Raw genomic sequence first — 18,589 nt, 5'->3', positions numbered from 1 at the left:
TCAGCTCATGTGTGATCAGCTCATCTGTGATTGCCATTCGCGATCAGTTCATACGCGATTGGCTTATACTTTGGCTCGTACGCGGTGATTCGGGTCCGCTCAGCATGCCGACGAACATCGGCAGCACATGGAATAGCGGGAGCGCATACCATGGCAGCACGATCGGTGAGGCATACAGCACGAACACCGTGCCGGCAAGCGGCATCCAGGCGGCCAGCAGCAGGCGTCGTCGGCGCGTGACGCAATACAGCAGCAATGCCAGCGGAATATACGTCACATAGTAGGCGTAGGAGGCGATGCCGTTCGGCGCGTTCATCCGATCACGCATCGCATCGCCGAGCACCCAAACCCACCAGGGTTTGGGTGCGTTGATCTCTGCGGCCGGCCTTTGCAGCGGAATCCCGACCGATTCGGCTGCGGAATGCGGTGGCGAGACGTAGAACTCCCAGCGCAGCATATATCCCTCATCGAACACATAATCGGTGTTCCAGCCATAGAACACACCGCGATCGGGATTGAACCAATACAGCATGATGTTGCCGTACGCCTTGATCGTCTCGATCGGATGAGCCAGACACAGTCGCAGCCATGCGTTGAGCGCCGCTCGTCTTTGCTCGGCGGACGCATCGAGACGCACCGTCCATGACACCTCATCGCTTCGTCGTGGATTGTAGATCTTGCCCGCAGTGTCCAGATTCATCAGCCCATACAGATCCGCCCGGTCCCGGCCGGTGATCGCGCGCGGATCCTCATGCTGGATGCGCGCCACCGGCTGCATGATCAGGCCGTTGAGGTCGCGTGTCGGATTGTCCCACGCGTCGGTCAGCCGGATAGACAGCGGATTCCACACGCCATGCACCACGATCAGCGCGGCCAGCAGGCAGGCAAGCGTCCGTATCCGAACGCCGCGTGCGACCGTGACGATCGCGACGAACGAGACCAGAACGATCACTTCACCGGTGCGTTTCGTCATGATGTTGAGCGCGGCCAGCACCAGCATCGCCACCCATACCGGACGGCGACGCAGCAGTCTGCCACGCGTCAGACAGGCCTCAACGCAGATCAGCATGAACGGCACCAATACGATCACGTTGAGCGAATCCTTCGCCATCACCGGCACGCTGCCGACCACCACATAATCGAGCGCATAATAGGCCCACAGCACGCCGACCAGCAGTCGGGGCGCTCCAAGTTTGCGCACATAGCACAGCGTCATCGCCACACACAGCGACATCAGCGCCGCCTGCACGACGACGTATATGCCGGCACCCCAGATCGTGTGCCCCATCAGCGAGCCGATCCACCAGAAGAATCCGAAGATCAGCGTGTCAAGAATCGGATGCTGCGTGTAATACCCGGCCGCACCCGACGACTGGATGAACTGCGCCACCGTGTCGTCGCGCAGAATGCCCGGCCAGCAGACCGCGATCCACGGCAGCCAGCATCCGAATGCGACCAGCGCGTAGCGGATGCCATGAGTGCGCAGCGTCTCAGTGAAGGTCGTAGGGCGCTGCGCCCGCGTCCATGATCGCATCATCGCGGTCAGCGCATGCGAGGATGACGAGGACGACGCGGACTCGGGCGCATATCGCGACTCGTCGCCTCGATGCTGCGCCGCCACGGCATCCATCCATGTGAAGAACAGTACGGCAATCAGATAGAAGACGACCATTGTGGTGATGATGACGGGAGCGGCCGCGTAGGGGGTCTTCCACTGCGCAGGAAGCTTGTCATCCACCCATCGACCGAACACCATCATCGCGCCGATCATCACGGCCAGTATGATCGCCGCCGGGTCACCCCAGCGCATGCGCTTTGCCACACGGGCCGCCTCGACGCCGATGCGATGAATCGAACTGGGCGCACGGCGACGCGTGGGCTGTGGCGCGGGAGCTAAGACTGGCATGGGTCTTATTCTAATGTGGTTTGCGCAGCACCTCGGCTGCTTGAATGCTTTGTTTGAATGCGTTGCTTGAATGCCTCATCTGACAGTAAGACAGTAGGCGAAATCCAAAGCCCCTCAACATTCGTCCTGAGGCGTGCTAGAATGAACCGCGTTGTTGGGCTGTGATCCGTTATCAGCGGGGAGCCTTCCGGAAGAACGGCGGGTCGGCATGGTCGTCCATCTGTGGGCGAGCGCGTCGACCGCTCAGTAGAACCGACGGGATCGGCCCGATACAGCCGAATGCAAGCGGTCATGCCGACCGCGGCGCAGCGGGTGCGAATCGCCCCGGCGCGCCGGATCGGCATGATAAGCGAGGTGGTACCGCGGTGACGGTGCGGCGTCAAGTCGAGCATCCGTCGTCGTCCTCGTACATAGGAGCATCACCATGGTGACGGTTCCAGGCGAGGCGACCGAACGGCGACCGCTCGAATCCATTGCCATCGATGATGATCCCCCAACGTACCAAACCATGCAACGAGGAGATCTACGGTGAGCGAAAACGTATATCCCAAGGCGAACGAGGGCGGCGAAACCGCTCGCATCGCGCCGAACCCCAGCTTCCCCCACATGGAGGAGACCGTTCTCGACTACTGGGACAAGGATGACACCTTCCAAAAGTCGGTCGAGCGCAAACCCTCCGGCGACCACAGTCAGAACGAGTTCGTGTTCTTCGACGGCCCGCCCTTCGCCAACGGTCTGCCGCACTACGGCCACCTGCTGACCGGTTACGCCAAGGACGTCATCCCGCGCTACCAGACCATGAAGGGCCGCAAGGTCAACCGCGTCTTCGGTTGGGACACCCACGGCCTGCCTGCCGAACTCGAGGCGCAGAAGGAGCTCGGCATCGACTCGGTCGACCAGATCGAGAAGATGGGCATCGACAAGTTCAACGACGCCTGCCGCGCCAGCGTGCTCAAGTACACGCACGAATGGCAGGACTACGTGCATCGTCAGGCCCGCTGGGTGGACTTCGAGCACGGCTACAAGACCCTCAACATCCCGTACATGGAATCCGTGATGTGGGCGTTCAAGCAGCTCTACGACAAGGGCCTCGCCTATCAGGGCTACCGCGTGCTGCCGTACTGCCCGAAGGACCGCACGCCGCTGTCCGCGCACGAGCTGCGCATGGACGCCGACGTCTACCAGGATCGTCAGGACACCACCGTCTCCGTGGCCGTCAAGCTGCGCGACGAGGACGCCTACGCCGTCTTCTGGACCACCACGCCGTGGACCGTGCCCACCAACTTCGCCATCGTGGTCGGCGCCGACATCGACTACGTCGAAGTCAAGCCCACCGAAGGCAAGTTCGCCGGCAAGAAGTTCTACCTCGGCAAGGCGCTGCTGGGTCATTACACCAAGGAACTCGGCGAGAACTACGAGGTCGTGCGCGAGCTCAAGGGCTCCGAACTCGAAGGCCGCCGCTACTGGCCGGTGTTCCCGTACTTCGCCGGTGAGAAGGCCGAGTCCGAAGGCAACGTGCCCGGTCCGAACGGCTACACCATCTTCACCGCCGATTACGTCGACACCGTTGAGGGTACCGGCCTCGTGCATCAGGCCCCCTACGGCGAGGACGATATGAACACGCTCAACGCCAAGGGCATCAAGAGCACCGACGTGCTCGACGCCGGCTGCCGCTTCACCTCCCAGTGCCCGGAGTATGAAGGCATGTTCGTATTCGACGCCAACCTGCCGATCCTGCGCAACCTGCGCGCCGGAGACGGCCCGCTCGCCGAGATTCCCGAGGAGCATCGCGCGATCCTCTTCCAGGAGAAGAGCTACGTGCACTCCTACCCGCACTGCTGGCGTTGCGCCACCCCGCTGATCTACAAGCCGGTCTCCTCCTGGTTCGTGTCCGTGACCAAGATCAAGCCGCGTCTGCTGGAGCTCAACCAGCAGATCAACTGGATCCCGGGCAACGTCAAGGACGGCCAGTTCGGCAAGTGGCTCGCCAACGCCCGCGACTGGTCGATCTCCCGCAACCGCTTCTGGGGTTCTCCGATTCCGGTGTGGGTCTCCGACGACCCGAAGTACCCGCGCGTGGACGTGTACGGCTCGCTCGAGGAGCTCAAGGCCGACTTCGGCGATTACCCGCGCGACGACAAGGGCGAGATCAACATGCACCGCCCGTGGATCGACAACCTGACCCGTCCGAACCCGGACGACCCGACCGGCAAGTCCACGATGCACCGCATCACCGATGTGCTCGACTGCTGGTTCGAGTCCGGGTCCATGTCGTTCGCGCAGTACCACTACCCGTTCGAGAACCAGGAGACGTTCGAGCAGCACTTCCCGTGTGACTACATCGTCGAATACATCGGCCAGACTCGCGGCTGGTTCTACGTGCTGCACATCATGGCGACCGCCCTGTTCGACAAGCCGGCGTTCAAGAACGTGATCTGCCATGGCATCGTGCTCGGCTCCGACGGCCAGAAGATGAGCAAGCACCTGCGCAACTACCCGGACGTCAACGGCGTGTTCGACAAGTACGGCTCCGACGCGATGCGCTGGTTCCTGATGAGCTCGCCGATCCTGCGCGGCGGCAACCTGATCGTGACCGCCGAGGGCATCCGCGACACCGTGCGCCAGGTCATGCTGCCGGTGTGGAGCTCGTACTACTTCTTCACGCTGTACGCCAACGCGGCCAACGGCGGCAAGGGCTTCGACGCCCGTCAGCTCACGCCCGACGAGGTGGCCGGCCTGCCGGAGATGGACCGCTACCTGCTGGCCCGCACCCGCCGCCTTGTGGAGAAGGTGGAGAAGTCGCTCGACGAGTTCGCCATCTCCGACGCCTGCGATGCGGCCGCCGACTTCATCGACGTGCTCACCAACTGGTACATCCGCAACACGCGCGACCGCTTCTGGAACGAGGACGTGAACGCGTTCAACACGCTGTACACCGTGCTCGAGGTGTTCATGCGCGTGCTCGCCCCGCTCGCCCCGATGGAGGCAGAATCGGTGTGGCGTGGCCTGACCGGCGGCGAGTCGGTGCATCTGGCCGACTGGCCGTTCCTGACGGTCGACGGCAAGGCCGACGCCGAGGCGACCGAGCTGGGCCGCGTGCTCGTGGATGCGCCCGAGTTGGTCGACGCGATGGAGAAGGTGCGCGAGGTCGTCTCCGGCACCCTGTCGCTGCGCAAGGCGTCGCAGATCCGCGTGCGCCAGCCGCTGTCCAAGCTCACCGTGGTGGTCGAGGACGTGGCCGACGTGGAGGCGTACATCGAGATTCTCAAGTCGGAGCTCAACGTGAAGGACATCGAGTTCTGCACGATGGAGGATGCCGACTCCAAGGGTCTGAAAATCGTGCACGAGCTGCGAGTGAACGCTCGCGCTGCCGGCCCGCGTCTGGGCAAGCAGGTGCAGTTCGCCATCAAGGCGTCCAAGACCGGCGCATGGCATGTGGATTCCGCCACCGGCGCGCCTGTGGTCGAGACGCCGAACGGCGAGGTCGCACTGGTCGAAGGCGAGTACGAGCTGATCAACCGAGTGGAGGAGCAGAACGCCGCTGAGGCAGCCGCGTCGGTGTCCGCGGCGCTGCCGACCGGCGGCTTCGTGATTCTCGACATTGCGCTGACCGACGATCTGATCGCCGAAGGCTACGCCCGCGACGTGATTCGCGCCGTGCAGGACGCCCGCAAGGACGCCGGACTCGACATCGCCGACCGCATCGCGCTGACGCTGACGCTGCCTGCCGCCGATGCGCCGAAGGCCGAACGGTTCCGTGATCTGATCGCGCATGAGACGCTTGCCGACGCCGGCGTGGAGATCGTCGCCGATCAGCATACGGACGAGGTGGGTGTCAAGGTCGTCAAGGCCTGACGATCGCCCGTCCCTGTCCCGGTGGTGGGGCTATCATCGTGACGGTTTTGTCGTGGCGCGGCGTGTGAATCCGCTGAGGCCTGTCGGGCCGAACGGAATCAGCGTCGCGCCATATGCGGCGCGTTCACCAAGATGGCGAGAGGTGGGTGATCGACATGCTGAGATTGTTCAGCACCATCAACGGACAAGTGGAGCAGATTCAGAAACCGGAGAACGGTTCGTGGCTGTGTCTGAGCGAGCCCACCGACGTGGAGCTGGCCACCGTGGCGCAGCAGACCGGCATCGAACTCGCCGATCTGCGCGCCTCCTTGGATGACGAGGAACGTTCGCGTGTGGACGTCGAGGACGACTACACGATGATCATCGTCGACATCCCCACCGTCGAGGAGCGCGGCGGCCGCGACTGGTACGAGACGATCCCGTTGTCGATCATCGTCACCGAAAATCTCATCATCACCGTCTGCATGCAGGACACCCCGGTGCTCCACCCGTTCATGGAGGGCACGATCCGCGGCTTCAACACGTTCATGCGAAGCCGGTTCATCCTGCAGATCCTCTACCGCAACGCCACCATGTATCTGCGCTATCTGCGCATCATCGACCGCGAAAGCGACAAGCTCGAACTCAAGCTTCGCCACTCCATGCAGAACCGCGAGATCGTGATGCTCATGGAGCTTTCCAAGACCTTGGTGTACTTCACCACCTCGCTCAAATCGAATGAGATCGTGATGGAGAAGCTCACCACGCTGCAGCGCATCAGGCAGTATCCGGATGACGAGGATCTGCTTGACGACGTGATCATCGAGAACAAGCAGGCCATCGAGATGGCGAACATCTACAGCGGGGTTCTTGCGAACATGACCGATGCGTTCGCGTCGATCGTCTCCAACAACCTGAACAACGTGATGCGCATCTTCACGATCATCTCGATCACCCTGTCGGTGCCCACGCTCATCTTCTCCATGTACGGCATGAACTTTCAGGAGGGTATGCTGGGCATGCCGCTGAGCAATCAGCCGTGGGGCTTTGTCGCGATCATCCTGATCTCCATCGCCCTGTCCGCCGTGGTGACGTGGTTCCTCACCAGATCGCGCATGTTCAAATGACGCGCATGCATTGGCGGGTGCAGGCGGTCGCCGCCGCCGTCTGCTCGGCGGTGCTCGCGTTGTCCGGCTGCGGAGCGCAGTCGGCTGCGGACGGCTCCTCGAATGCGACGGCTGCGGTTTCGGCATCCGATTCCGCCACGCCGCAGGGGCCGACGATCGCCATCGGAGTGTCCTCCGATCTGCCGGGGCTGGGATACCGGCACGAGGGCGGATATGTCGGTTTCGATATCGATGTCGCCGGCTATGTGGCCAATGCGCTCGGCTATGGCGACAAGCAGATCGTATTCACGCCGGTCGCGCCGTCCGAACGCGCCGCTGCATTGGAACGGGGTGATGTCGATATGGTGGTCGCCGCGTTCGGCATGGATGAGAGGAACGAGCGTGCGGTCACCTTCGCCGGGCCGTATCTGAACGTGCATCCGTCGATGCTGACGCGCGGCGATTCGCGCGCGGCATCGACGGATGATGACGGCGATGCGGGCGGTGCTGTTGATGCTGATGATGGCGAAGATGCCGGCGATGGCGTCACCTGCGTGGTGCGCGGCACGATCATGCAGGAGCGGCTTGGCTCCGACGATGCGCTGCGATCCTACGGCACGTATGGGCAGTGCATGACGGCTCTGATGGTCGGTTCGGTGGATGGCATCGCGGCCGACGACGCGATACTGCCTGGGCTGAGCCGGAATCATCGCGGGACGTACCGGATCGAGCCGATCGAGGCTGCCTCCGCCGACTCCGACGCCGGTGTCGCGGATGTGATCGGCTACGGCGTGGCGGTGCGTCGCGGCCGCGTCGAGCTCGCATCGAAGATCGCCGGCGCCCTGCGTGCCATGATCAAGGACGGGACATGGCGGTCATATGTCGATGCGAATCTCACTCCTCTCGGATATGCCCTGCCGCAGGCCCCCGCGTCCGATGCCGTCGCCGTGCACTGACGATGCCGTCTGACTATCGTCGTCTGACTATCGCCGTTTGACGATGTCGGCTCGGCCGCACTATTCGCACTATGGTCGCAAAGCGCGAAAAACCGCCCGCTGTGTCCAGTTGCATGGCGATAATGCACCGTATGGCTAATGAGAAGAACACCGCCGCACAGGCGGGCGAAGTCCCCGCAGAACCGGCATTTCGCTATAATGCGGTCCTCGCTCAGGACATCGAAACCAAGTGGCAGAAGAAGTGGGATGACGAAGGCACCTTCTGGGCCGCCAACGTCCACGGCGACCTCAAGGACGGCAAGGGGCGCAACGCGGACGGCCGTCCCGCCTACTTCGCGATGGACATGTTCCCCTACCCGTCAGGCAAGGGTCTTCACGTGGGGCACCCGCTGGGCTACCTCGCCTCCGACGTGGTCTCCCGCTACCACCGCATGAAGGGCGAGAACGTGCTGCATGCGATGGGCTACGACGCCTTCGGTCTGCCCGCCGAGCAGTACGCCGTGCAGACCGGACAGCACCCGCGCGTCACCACCGAGGCAAACATCGCCAACATGTCGCGCCAGCTGCACCGCATGGGCCTGAGCTTCGACAACCGCCGCACCTTCGCCACCATCGACCCCGGCTACGTGCGCTGGACACAGTGGATCTTCTCGCGCATCTACGATTCCTGGTACGACGAGGACGCCACCAACCCGTCCGGCACCAAGGGCTCCGCGCGCCCGATCAGCGAGCTCGTCGCCAAGTTCGAAAGCGGCGAGAGGGCCATCCCCGGTCACGAGGACGACGGCAAGGCCTGGGCTGATCTGACCGACGCCGAGCAGCAGGACATCCTCAACGACTTCCGTATCGCCTACATCTCCAAGTCCCCGGTCAACTGGTGCCCGGGCCTGGGAACCGTGCTGGCCAACGAGGAGGTCACCGCCGAAGGCAAGTCCGAGCGCGGCAACTTCCCGGTGTTCCAGCGCGAGCTGCGCCAGTGGTCGATGCGCATCACCAAGTACGGCCACCGCCTGATCGAGGACCTCGACGGCATCGACTGGCCCGAGAAGGTCAAGCTGATGCAGCGCAACTGGATCGGCGAATCCCACGGCGCCTCCGTGCACTTCACCGTCGCCACGACGGCCGGCGACAAGGACATGGAGATCTACACCACCCGTCCCGACACCCTGTTCGGCACCACGTTCGCCGTGGTCTCCCCGGAGCACGACCTGCTGCAGTACGTTCCCGCCGAGTGGCCTGCCGACGTTCCCGATTCGTGGAAGGGCGGCTACGCCACGCCGGTCGAGGCCGTGAAGGCCTACCGTCTGGCCGCCGAATCCAAGACCGCCAAGGACCGTGTGGACGAGGCCGGCGAGAAGACCGGCCTGTTCACCGGCCTGTATGCCACCAACCCGATCACCGGTGCCAAGCTTCCGCTGTTCACCGCCGACTACGTACTGATGGACTATGGCACCGGCGCGATCATGGCCGTCCCCGGCGGCGACCAGCGCGACTATGACTTCGCCGTCAAGTTCGGTCTGCCGGTCATCTACACCGTTCAGCCGCTGCCGGAATCCGGCGACGATCTCGCCAACTACGAGGGCAAGGCGCCGTTCGTCTCGCATGACGGCATCGTGATCAACTCCGCTGTGGAGGCCACCAAGACCGCCGGCGACGCGCTGAGCCTCAACGGCCTGCGCGTCGACGACGCGATCGCCAAGGTGAACGCCTGGCTCGAATCCGCCGGCGTGGGCAAGGGCACCGTCAGCTACCGTCTGCGTGACTGGCTGTTCTCCCGCCAGCGCTACTGGGGCGAGCCGTTCCCGATCGTCTATGGCGAGGACGGTACCCCGCACCTGCTGCCGGACTCGATGCTGCCGATCAACCTTCCCGACGTGCCCGACTACCAGCCGCGCACCTTCGACCCGATGGACGCCGAATCCAACCCGGAGGCACCGCTGAGCCGCAACGAGGACTGGGTCAAGGTCACTCTGGACCTCGGCGACGGTCCGAAGACCTACTACCGCGACACCAACACGATGCCGAACTGGGCTGGCTCCTGCTGGTACTACATGCGCTACATCGACCCGTCCGACACCAAGCACATGGTGGAGAAGGACGAGTTCGACTACTGGATGGGCCCCAACCACAACAAGTACTCCGGTGACGAGGGTGGCGTGGACCTGTACATCGGCGGCGTGGAGCACGCGGTGCTGCACCTGCTGTACTCGCGCTTCTGGCACAAGGTCCTCTTCGACCTGGGCTACGTGGACTCCGCCGAGCCGTTCCACAAGCTGTTCAATCAGGGCATGATCCAGGCCTACGCCTACACCGACGATCGCGGCCAGTATGTGCCGGCCGACGAGGTGGTGGAGGGTCCGGCCGACGCCTCCGGCGAGCCGACGTTCACGTGGCACGGCGAGCATGCCAACCGCGAGTTCGGCAAGATGGGCAAGTCCCTCAAGAACATCGTCACGCCAGACTTCATGTACGACAACTATGGTGCCGACACGTTCCGCCTGTACGAGATGAGCATGGGGCCGCTCGACGAGTCCCGCCCGTGGAACACGCGCAACGTGGTCGGCGGCATGCGCTTCCTGCAGCGCCTGTGGCGCAACGTGATCGACGAGACCACCGGCGAGGCGCATGTGAGCGAGGAAGCGCTCGACACGAAGACGCTCAAGCTGCTCAACAACACGATCGCCGATGTGACCGTCGAGATGGAGAACATGCGTCCGAACACCGCGATCGCCAAGCTCATCGTGCTCAACAACCATCTGACCACGTTGGGTGCGGGCAGTGTGCCTCGCGCCGCGGTGGAGCCGCTGATCCTCATGCTTTCGCCGATCGCCCCGCACATCTGCGAGGAGCTGTGGTCCCGTCTCGGCCACACCGAGTCGTTGGCGCATGAGCCGTGGCCGGTGGCCGACGAACGCTATGTCGGTCAGGATACGGTGACCGCGGTCGTGCAGATCAAGGGCAAGGTACGCGCCAAGCTGGAGGTGCCGCCCGACATCGATCCGGCCGAGCTGGAACGACTTGCGCTGGAGGCCGTCGCCGAGCGTCTTGGCGGCAAGACGCCGCGCAAGGTCATCGTCAAGGCGCCGAAGATCGTGTCGATCGTTCCCGCCGAGTGAGTCCGCCGACGAGGGCGGTGCCGCCTGTCGTGACGGCTGCCGCCCGTGGTTGCCGTCCGCATCCTGCGCTCGCATGCGAGACAGCCGAATAGCAAGACGGAATCGCCCACTATGCGGTCATGTGGATAACTTTGAGGTTCCGTCCACATGACCCGGTTCCGCTGGACAATGTGCCCATGCTCCTTCATCGTAAGGGCATGGGCACGTTTGATATTGGTCGCAGCGCTATCGCTCGTAGCGCTGGTGGTGGCGACGTCGGCTTTGCGGGCGGCGTCAAGGGCAGTCGGGGCGATTGCGCTGACGGTTCCGTCAGGCTGCTGCGTCTGGACCGCGTCCGCGCGGGCGGTCATCGCATGGACGGTCGCATGGACAGTCGCACAGAGCGAGGCGACGGGCAGTCGATTCGGCTGCATGACCTGCGCGTAGATCATCATGCGCATCGTCTCGAACGGCAGCAGTCGTCCTGCGATATCGGATTGCGTGAAGCCGGTGTACGTGACGGCTGGGGGCGTGACGTCGGATCGTCGTCGGTATCGCCGGTGCCTCCGGTGCCTATGCCGCCGGTGCCGGCGCCGACTGAGTCGATACAGCCTGAGTCGGCATCGTCTGAGTCGTTGCCGTCTAAGCCGGCACCGCCTCGGTTTATGCCGCATGCGCAGAGCGAATCGCCGTCGGCCAACGACATGCTGATGTCCTTGGCCGGCGTTCGCCACCGTGATGCCGGTGCCGGCTCGCATGAGGATGCCGGTGGCGGCCACATCGACCGACATGGCGGGCGGAGCCGTCTTGGGCGGTACGATCAGGAACAAGGCGAGCATGAACAGCGTGAACCTGATGCCGGTGCCGGTGAGGATGCCGGTGCCGCTGCGCGCGACGGCGAAGGCAGCGATCCGGCACGCAGACGACGGACGCGCCCGCGACTGGCCTTCTCGCCGATGCATGCGCTGGTTGCCATACTGTTGCTCGCCGCCGCCCTGTGCGCGAGCCTGACGATGCTCATCCAGCAGGCGGTGCGATACAACGCCGCATTGGAACGCTCATCGGTCAGCGCGCCCGCATCCCGACCCGGCGGCGCCTCCGCCGACAATCAGACCGAGCCGCCCGAGTCGTCCGCCCCCGCCACATCTGAATCCGAATCCCCGCAATCCGCTCAGTGCGGGCATGCCGCATCCGGGCAATGCGATCCGGACGTCGGCCGCGGGGGGAACACCGACGCTACCGGGAACACCGACAATGATGTCGGAACTGACACCGGAGCCGGCACTGCCGATGATGTCAATCCAGCGCCGAACGCCACCAATGGCGATGGCGATGCCGCGACATCGGCGCTTATCGATCTCAACACCGCGACCAGCGAGCAGCTGCAGACCGTCAAGGGCATCGGGCCGGTCACCGCAGGGCGCATCATCGATCATCGCACCGCCATCGGCCGCTTTACCAGTGTCGATCAGTTGCTCGATGTGGAGGGCATCGGCGCGAAGACGCTGGCGAAGATCCGCGGCTCGCTGACGGTTCGCTGACGGGAGATGACGGGATTGATTGTCCATCGATGATTCGGAACAAGGAAGGGCGGCGGAACATGAGCGGCAGCGAGATCGGGACGGCGACCGCCATGACGGCAGTCACAACGGCAGCTACTACGGCTGCTGATGGCGGGCGTGTGTGCGGCAGTCGCGATTGGCGCATGCTGCCGATCGCCGCGGCGGTGTGGGCGGCGAGCCTGGCCATGCATTGTGGTTTCGAGCCGCTGCTGCATGGCATCGCCGGTGCTGGCAGCGGCGGCGCTGGCAGCGGCGGCGGTGCAGTCGGCGCGACCGTGACGCTGACTGTGCTGCTCGCCGTCGTGGCGACTGTGGCGGTTGTACTGATCGCATTGACGACCTCATCCGTCCGCCGACCGGCGTTGCGCGATGCCGATTGCGACTCGCCGCATCGTGGCGTGCATCGTGACGCCACGCGGCCTCATCGGCGCGGTCATTTTCGTCGTGGCAACCAGCGTCGCGACCGTCGGCGTCGCCACCATATGCGGCGCATGGCGGCGTGCGGCGTCGCCGCCATGATGGCGGTGGGTGCGTTGTCATCCACGGCTTCCACGTTCGTGCACGAACTGGCGATGTGGCATGATCCCGCATCGATCGTGGTGCGCGAATCGAGTCAATCCACGGTCGGCATGACGATGCGCATCACCGCGCCGCCGACCGCATCCGAACTGCGCTCATCCGATTGCCGCGCCGACGCCACGGCGTTGTCGATCACCGTCGGCGGCGTTCGCCAGTCGTCGCGATCACGGATACGCCTCTACGCGAGCGGACGCGGATGCGCGCTGATGAAACATGGCGCGATCATCGAGGCCGGGGGAGCCTTGCAGGCGGCGCGATTCGGAGCAGCGCCGATCTGGCTGGTCGCCGATGCCGGGATGGATGACGCCGTCAGGCGCGTGCGCTCGCCGCCGACGTACCGCCGCGTAGTTGCGCGACTGTGGGACGCGTTCTTCACGGCCACCGACACACTCAGCGATCAGGGTCGTGTTCTGGTTCCCGGTCTTACGCTGGGCGTGCTTGGACAGGATCGCCCATATGCCGGCGATGATTCGGATGCGGCCGCTCCGGCGACACCGATCAACGAAACGTATGCGCAGAGCGTGGAGGACGACTTCCGCCGTTCCGGCATCATGCATCTCATGGCGGTCTCCGGCGGGCATTTCATGCTGATCGCCGATATGATCCGTCGGCTGTGCGCGCGAATGATGCTGCCTCGACGATTGACCGCGGTGTGCGTCGCGGGCGCGTATGCGGCGTTGTCGGCTCTCATGTATCCGTCCGATTCGGTGCTGCGCGCGCTTGTCATGGGGCTGATCGGCGCGCTCGCCATGGCGGTGGGGCGTCGCGGACAGTCGGTGAGCGCATTGAGCTGGACGGTGATCATCGTCGTGCTGATTGATCCGACGATGGCTCGCAGCTTCGGATTCGCGCTCTCCTGCGCGGCGGTGCTCGGCATCGTCCTGTTCGCCCGTCCGGTTGAGGCGTGGCTGAGCGGGCTGCTGCCGGGATTCGTCGCCGCAGCGTTGTCGATGACGCTTGCCGCCCAGTCGCTGACGATGCCGATTCAGGTGTTGATGGAACCCGAGCTGCCGCTCGCTTCGGTCCCAGCGAATCTTCTGGTCGCTCCGGTGGTGGGGTTTGCCACGGTCGCCGGACTCGCCGCGCTGATGGTGTCGTGGGTAAGCCCGCACTGCGGTGTCGCGCTCGCCTGGATCGCCTCTTGCGGCACTCGGGTGATGGAGCAGGTCGCGGCGTGGATCGCCGGCGGACGCTATGCGCTCGTGCCGTGGGCGGGCGGCGTGGCGGGGGCGCTGCTTGTGCTGGTCGTGCAGATCGTGGTCGTCGGCCTGATCGTGGGGATGACCCGTCTGATCGTCGCCCGCCGCAGGGAGGATCCCCGCCTGCCCGGGATGGCGTTCCGCCCGGGATGGCGTTCGCGTTTCGCCGTCTGGCGTGCCGACACCGAACGCATGGTCAGGAACGCGTTCGATCAGTGACCATACGCTCGACGGATGGAATATCTCACGATTCGAGTGGTTGCGGCCCAATCGCCGATCATTCGTGACATGACGTTGGTACGATAGGGCGATATGAGCGAGAACATCATGCGAATCATCGACCTTCGCGGGCGGAAGCTGTCCCGCGCCGAGCTGCTGGCCGCCATGCCGCGCGCCGCCATGGGCACGTCCGAGGCCACCGATCTGGTGCGCCCGATTCTTGAGGACGTCAAGGAGCGCGGCGCGGCCTCGCTGCGCGACTTCGAGGAGAAGTTCGACCATGTGCGGCCCACGCATCTGCGCGTGCCCGTCGAGGAGTTCGACAAGGCGCTCGCGGCATTGGACCCCGAAGTCAGGTCGGCCATCGAGGAGTCGGTGCGTCGCGCGCGTGCCGTCGCAGCCAACCAGGTGCCGAAGGATTTCCACACCGATCTGGCTCCCGGCGCCCGCGTCGCCGAACGCTGGATCCCCATTCAGCGCGTCGGCCTGTACGTGCCCGGCGGCAAGGCGGTGTATCCCAGTTCGGTCATCATGAACGTCGTGCCCGCACAGGCGGCCGGCGTCGAATCGCTTGCCATCGCCACGCCGCCCGCGCGCGACGATGCCGAAGGACTGCCGAACCGGACCATCCTCGCCACCTGCGCCATCCTCGGCGTGCACGAGGTCTATGCGGTCGGCGGTGCCCAGGCCATCGCCATGTTCGCCTACGGAGCCAAGGGCAGCGAGCCTCAGGATGGTGACGTGCTGTGCGACCCGGTCGACAAGATCACCGGCCCGGGCAACATCTTCGTGGCCACCGCGAAGTCGCTGGTCTCCGGTTTCGTCGGCATCGACGCGGTGGCAGGTCCCACCGAGATCGGCATCATCGCCGACAGTACCGCCGACCCGAGCCTTGTGGCGGCCGATCTGATCGGTCAGGCCGAGCATGACGAGCTCGCCGGTTCCGTGCTGTTCACCGACTCCGAGGAAATCGCCGACAAGGTTCAGGAGAGCCTCGCATATCGCGTTCCGCGCACCGAACACGCCGAGCGCGTCCACACGTCCCTGTCCGGTCGCCAGTCGGCCATCGTGCTGACCGACGGTCTCGACCAGTCGATCGACGCGGCCAACGCCTACGCGGCCGAGCACCTCGAAATCCAGACCGCCGACGCCGATGCGGTCGTCAAGCGCATCAAGAACGCCGGCGCGATCTTCCGTGGTCCGTATTCGCCGGTGCCGCTCGGCGACTACATGTCCGGCTCCAACCATGTGCTGCCCACCGGCGGCACCGCCCGTTTCGCCGCCGGACTCGGCGTGCACACGTTCATGAAGCCCGTCGAGGTCATCGAATACGACGAGGAGGGCCTCAAGGCTCTGGCGGCGCGCATCAACGCGTTCGCGGTGTCCGAGGATCTGCCCGCCCACGGCGAGTGCGTGCTGTCGCGATTCGTGCGCGACCCGTACGACAAGTCCACGCTTCGTGAGCAGGAGAAGGAGGCCGGTCTGCTGTGAGCGCGATCCCTTCCAATCTGCCGCTGCGCAACGATCTGATCGGCGAGGAGCCGTACGGCGCCCCGCAGCTTGACGTGCCGGTGTGCCTCAACGTCAACGAGAACCCCTATGCGCCGAACCCCGACGTGTGCGACGACATCGCACGCCGCGTGCGCGACATCGCCCCGACGCTCAACCGCTATCCCGACCGCGAGCACATCGCGCTGCGACGCGCGTTCAGCGACTACCTCGCCAAGGAGTCCGACACGCGCCTCGCGGTCGACCAGCTGTGGGCCGCGAACGGCTCCAACGAGATCATGCTGCAGATCTTTCAGGCGTTCGGCGGGCCGGGACGCAAGGCGCTCGGCTTCGCGCCGACGTATTCGATGTATCCCGAATACGCGCGGGACACCTTCACCCAGTGGGTGACCGTGCCGCGCAACGACGATTTCACGCTCAACATCGAACGGGCGGTCGCCGCCATCGGCGAGGTCCGGCCGTCCATCGTGCTGGTCACCAGTCCGAACAATCCGACCGGAACGCCGCTGTCGATGGATGAGACCACGCAGCTGCTGGAGGCCTGCGAGCAGGCGTCGGTGGACGGCGCGGCAGACGGCGTGCATCCGATTCTCGTCGTGGACGAGGCGTATGTGGAATTCCGCACGCCGGGCGTGCCCTCCGCGGTCACGCTGATCGACAAGCATCCGAACATCGCCGTCAGCCGCACCATGAGCAAGGCGTTCGCCTTTGCGGGCGCCCGCGTCGGCTACGTCGCGGCGAACAAGGGCATCATCGATTCGCTGCGCATCGTGCGCATGCCGTATCATCTCTCCGCCGTGACCCAGGCCGCCGCACTGGCTGCCCTCGAGCACACCGACGAACAGCTGAGCACCGTCGCGCACCTGCGCCAGACGCGTGAGCAGACCGCCGCGTGGCTTGCACAACAGACCTACAAGGGTGCCGCGCTCACCGTAGCCCACTCCGAATCGAATTTCGTGTACTTCGGCGTGTTCGACGATCGCGACTTCATCTTCAGGTCGCTGCTGGAACGAGGCGTGCTCATCCGCGACGTCGGCCCGGACGGCTGGCTGCGCGTGTGCATGGGCACCGACGACGAAATGGCGCGATTCCGCGAGGCGTTCAGCGAGGTGCTGCGGCTTGCGGAGAGCAGATGACCGAGTCGAATCGATAGCGGTGCCGGCGGCTATGCTCAACGCATGCTGCCGGCACCGGCCGGCAATACAGCCTATACGGCTACAGCTCATACAGGCTCATACAAGCTCTACAGGAGGGCATTCATGGCGCGCACCGCGCATATCGTTCGCGAGACCAGCGAATCGCATATCGAACTGACGCTGGACCTCGACGGGACCGGCAAGACCGACATCGACACATCCGTGCCGTTCTACAACCATATGATGACCGCGCTCGGCAAGCATGCGCTGATCGACCTGACGATCCACGCGCATGGCGACACCGACGTCGACGTACACCACACCGTGGAGGACACGGCCATCGTGTTCGGCGAGGCATTGCGTCAGGCACTCGGCGACAAGCGTGGCATCCGGCGATTCGCCGACGCCACCGTGCCACTGGATGAGGCGCTCGCCAAGGCCGTGGTCGACATCTCCGGCCGTCCGTACTGCGTGTGCTCCGGCGAGCCGGCAGGCTTCGAATACTGCATGATCGGTGGCCATTTCACCGGCTCGCTGGTGCGCCACGTCATGGAGTCGATCGCCATGCACGCCGGCATCTGCCTGCATATGCAGGTGCTCGCCGGTCGCGATCCGCATCACATCGCCGAAGCCGAATTCAAGGCGCTCGCTCGGGCGCTGCGCTTCGCCGTCGAACCGGATCCGCGAATCCAGGGGCTGATTCCCAGTACGAAAGGCGCGCTGTGATGAGCGACGACCTGCATAACGACAATGCGAATCGTGGCGACCTGAACGGCGACGACACGCATAACGATGACCTGCATTTCAGCGACGAGGAGCTGGATGCGGCGCTTGCCGGATTCGAGAAGGAATTCGCCTCGGATGCCGATGCCGCGACCGATGCCGCCTCTGATGCTTCCGATGCGGCCGATTCGGCTGCATCGGCGGACGACGCCGCAGCCGCTGACGTACCGGACGACGCCTCCTCACTGGAACCCGATCTGGAGACCGGATTCGAAAGCGAACTGGACGGACTGCTTGGCAACAAGGCGAAAGCCGCGATCATCATCACCAGACTGTCCTCGGCAAGGCTGCTCGCCGCGTTCTGCGAACTGTCCGACATCGCCGCATCCTGCATCGGCTCTCCGCAGGGTGCGGTGGCGGTATTGCACAATCTTGACGGCGACGGTCCCGAAAACGCCGCCAAGGATCTGACGACCGTGGTTGCGGGCATGTCGGTGGTCCTCGCAGTGAACCGAGCCGACAAGCTTGAGGCCACGCTGTACTTTCGCGGCAATCCCGGACGGCAGTTCCCGCCGCCGATCCTGTTCAGCTCCACACCGTCGTTCGTGGAGGACCTCATGCTCGGCATCGATACGCTCGACTCCCTTCGGCAACATATGCCGATCGAGGAGACCGCCGACATGACCCACGACGAGGCGATGAAGGTGCTGGCCGAGCATATGCGGTTCGGACGCGGCGGCTCAGCGCAATCCAGCAGGTAGCTGA

General features: G+C 64.5%; 11 protein-coding genes. 10 read left to right on the top strand and 1 reads right to left on the bottom strand.

The annotated features are described in order from the left end of the window. Positions 1 to 43: 43 nt before the first annotated feature. A complete protein-coding gene (locus tag EHS19_RS05130; protein WP_151916715.1) occupies positions 44 to 1,906 on the bottom strand; it encodes a DUF6020 family protein in 1,863 nt (620 codons plus the stop codon). A gap of 528 nt (positions 1,907 to 2,434) precedes the next feature. Here EHS19_RS05130 and ileS point away from each other — a divergent pair. The 10 genes from ileS (at position 2,435) to EHS19_RS05080 (ending at position 18,585) form a co-directional block, all read left to right on the top strand. Continuing rightward, a complete protein-coding gene (ileS, locus tag EHS19_RS05125) occupies positions 2,435 to 5,761 on the top strand; it encodes a mupirocin-resistant isoleucine--tRNA ligase (RefSeq protein ID WP_151916714.1) in 3,327 nt (1,108 codons plus the stop codon). Between the two features lie 155 nt (positions 5,762 to 5,916). Next, a complete protein-coding gene (locus EHS19_RS05120) occupies positions 5,917 to 6,867 on the top strand; it encodes a magnesium transporter CorA family protein (RefSeq protein ID WP_151916713.1) in 951 nt (316 codons plus the stop codon). 5 nt (positions 6,868 to 6,872) lie between these two features. Next, positions 6,873 to 7,802, top strand: a complete 930-nt coding sequence (locus EHS19_RS05115; protein ID WP_175578321.1) for a transporter substrate-binding domain-containing protein — start codon at positions 6,873 to 6,875, stop codon at positions 7,800 to 7,802. Positions 7,803 to 7,924: 122 nt separating this feature from the next. After that, the gene (leuS, locus tag EHS19_RS05110; RefSeq protein WP_421745284.1) at positions 7,925 to 10,918 is read left to right on the top strand and encodes a leucine--tRNA ligase; all 2,994 of its coding nucleotides are present in this window, start codon (positions 7,925 to 7,927) and stop codon (positions 10,916 to 10,918) included. A 365-nt stretch (positions 10,919 to 11,283) separates the two neighbouring features. Next, positions 11,284 to 12,438 (top strand): ComEA family DNA-binding protein, encoded by a 1,155-nt coding sequence (locus EHS19_RS11325; protein ID WP_241677091.1) that lies wholly within the window; start codon positions 11,284 to 11,286, stop codon positions 12,436 to 12,438. Positions 12,439 to 12,497: 59 nt separating this feature from the next. Continuing rightward, positions 12,498 to 14,456, top strand: coding sequence for a ComEC/Rec2 family competence protein (locus tag EHS19_RS05100; protein ID WP_241677090.1), 1,959 nt, complete (start codon positions 12,498 to 12,500; stop codon positions 14,454 to 14,456). A gap of 93 nt (positions 14,457 to 14,549) precedes the next feature. Then, on the top strand, positions 14,550 to 15,947 hold the full coding sequence (gene hisD, locus EHS19_RS05095; RefSeq protein WP_175578320.1) for a histidinol dehydrogenase: 1,398 nt from the start codon (positions 14,550 to 14,552) through the stop codon (positions 15,945 to 15,947). Continuing rightward, positions 15,944 to 17,101 (top strand): histidinol-phosphate transaminase, encoded by a 1,158-nt coding sequence (locus EHS19_RS05090; protein WP_151916710.1) that lies wholly within the window; start codon positions 15,944 to 15,946, stop codon positions 17,099 to 17,101. Before hisD ends, EHS19_RS05090 begins: the two co-directional genes overlap by 4 nt. A 123-nt stretch (positions 17,102 to 17,224) precedes the next feature. Then, the gene (gene hisB, locus EHS19_RS05085; RefSeq protein ID WP_151916709.1) at positions 17,225 to 17,827 is read left to right on the top strand and encodes an imidazoleglycerol-phosphate dehydratase HisB; all 603 of its coding nucleotides are present in this window, start codon (positions 17,225 to 17,227) and stop codon (positions 17,825 to 17,827) included. Further along, a complete protein-coding gene (locus tag EHS19_RS05080) occupies positions 17,827 to 18,585 on the top strand; it encodes a hypothetical protein (RefSeq protein WP_151916708.1) in 759 nt (252 codons plus the stop codon). The genes hisB and EHS19_RS05080 overlap by 1 nt, the downstream gene beginning before the upstream one ends. Positions 18,586 to 18,589: the final 4 nt, after the last annotated feature.

Origin of the sequence: Bifidobacterium jacchi (genome assembly GCF_009078285.1) — a bacterium.
GTDB lineage: Bacteria > Actinomycetota > Actinomycetes > Actinomycetales > Bifidobacteriaceae > Bifidobacterium > Bifidobacterium jacchi.
Note: the sequence above shows the minus strand (reverse complement) of the source record. Positions and strands in the feature narration are given on the sequence as shown.

Excerpts from the sequence above, each read along its gene's own strand:
- EHS19_RS05130 (WP_151916715.1), bottom strand. The coding sequence starts at position 1,906 with ATGCCAGTCTTAGCTCCCGCGCCACAGCCCACGCGTCGCCGTGCGCCC.
- EHS19_RS05120 (WP_151916713.1), top strand. The coding sequence starts at position 5,917 with ATGCTGAGATTGTTCAGCACCATCAACGGACAAGTGGAGCAGATTCAG.
- EHS19_RS05115 (WP_175578321.1), top strand. The coding sequence starts at position 6,873 with ATGCATTGGCGGGTGCAGGCGGTCGCCGCCGCCGTCTGCTCGGCGGTG.
- leuS (WP_421745284.1), top strand. The coding sequence starts at position 7,925 with ATGCACCGTATGGCTAATGAGAAGAACACCGCCGCACAGGCGGGCGAA.
- EHS19_RS11325 (WP_241677091.1), top strand. The coding sequence starts at position 11,284 with ATGGACAGTCGCACAGAGCGAGGCGACGGGCAGTCGATTCGGCTGCAT.
- EHS19_RS05100 (WP_241677090.1), top strand. The coding sequence starts at position 12,498 with ATGAGCGGCAGCGAGATCGGGACGGCGACCGCCATGACGGCAGTCACA.
- hisD (WP_175578320.1), top strand. The coding sequence starts at position 14,550 with ATGAGCGAGAACATCATGCGAATCATCGACCTTCGCGGGCGGAAGCTG.
- hisB (WP_151916709.1), top strand. The coding sequence starts at position 17,225 with ATGGCGCGCACCGCGCATATCGTTCGCGAGACCAGCGAATCGCATATC.
- EHS19_RS05080 (WP_151916708.1), top strand. The coding sequence starts at position 17,827 with ATGAGCGACGACCTGCATAACGACAATGCGAATCGTGGCGACCTGAAC.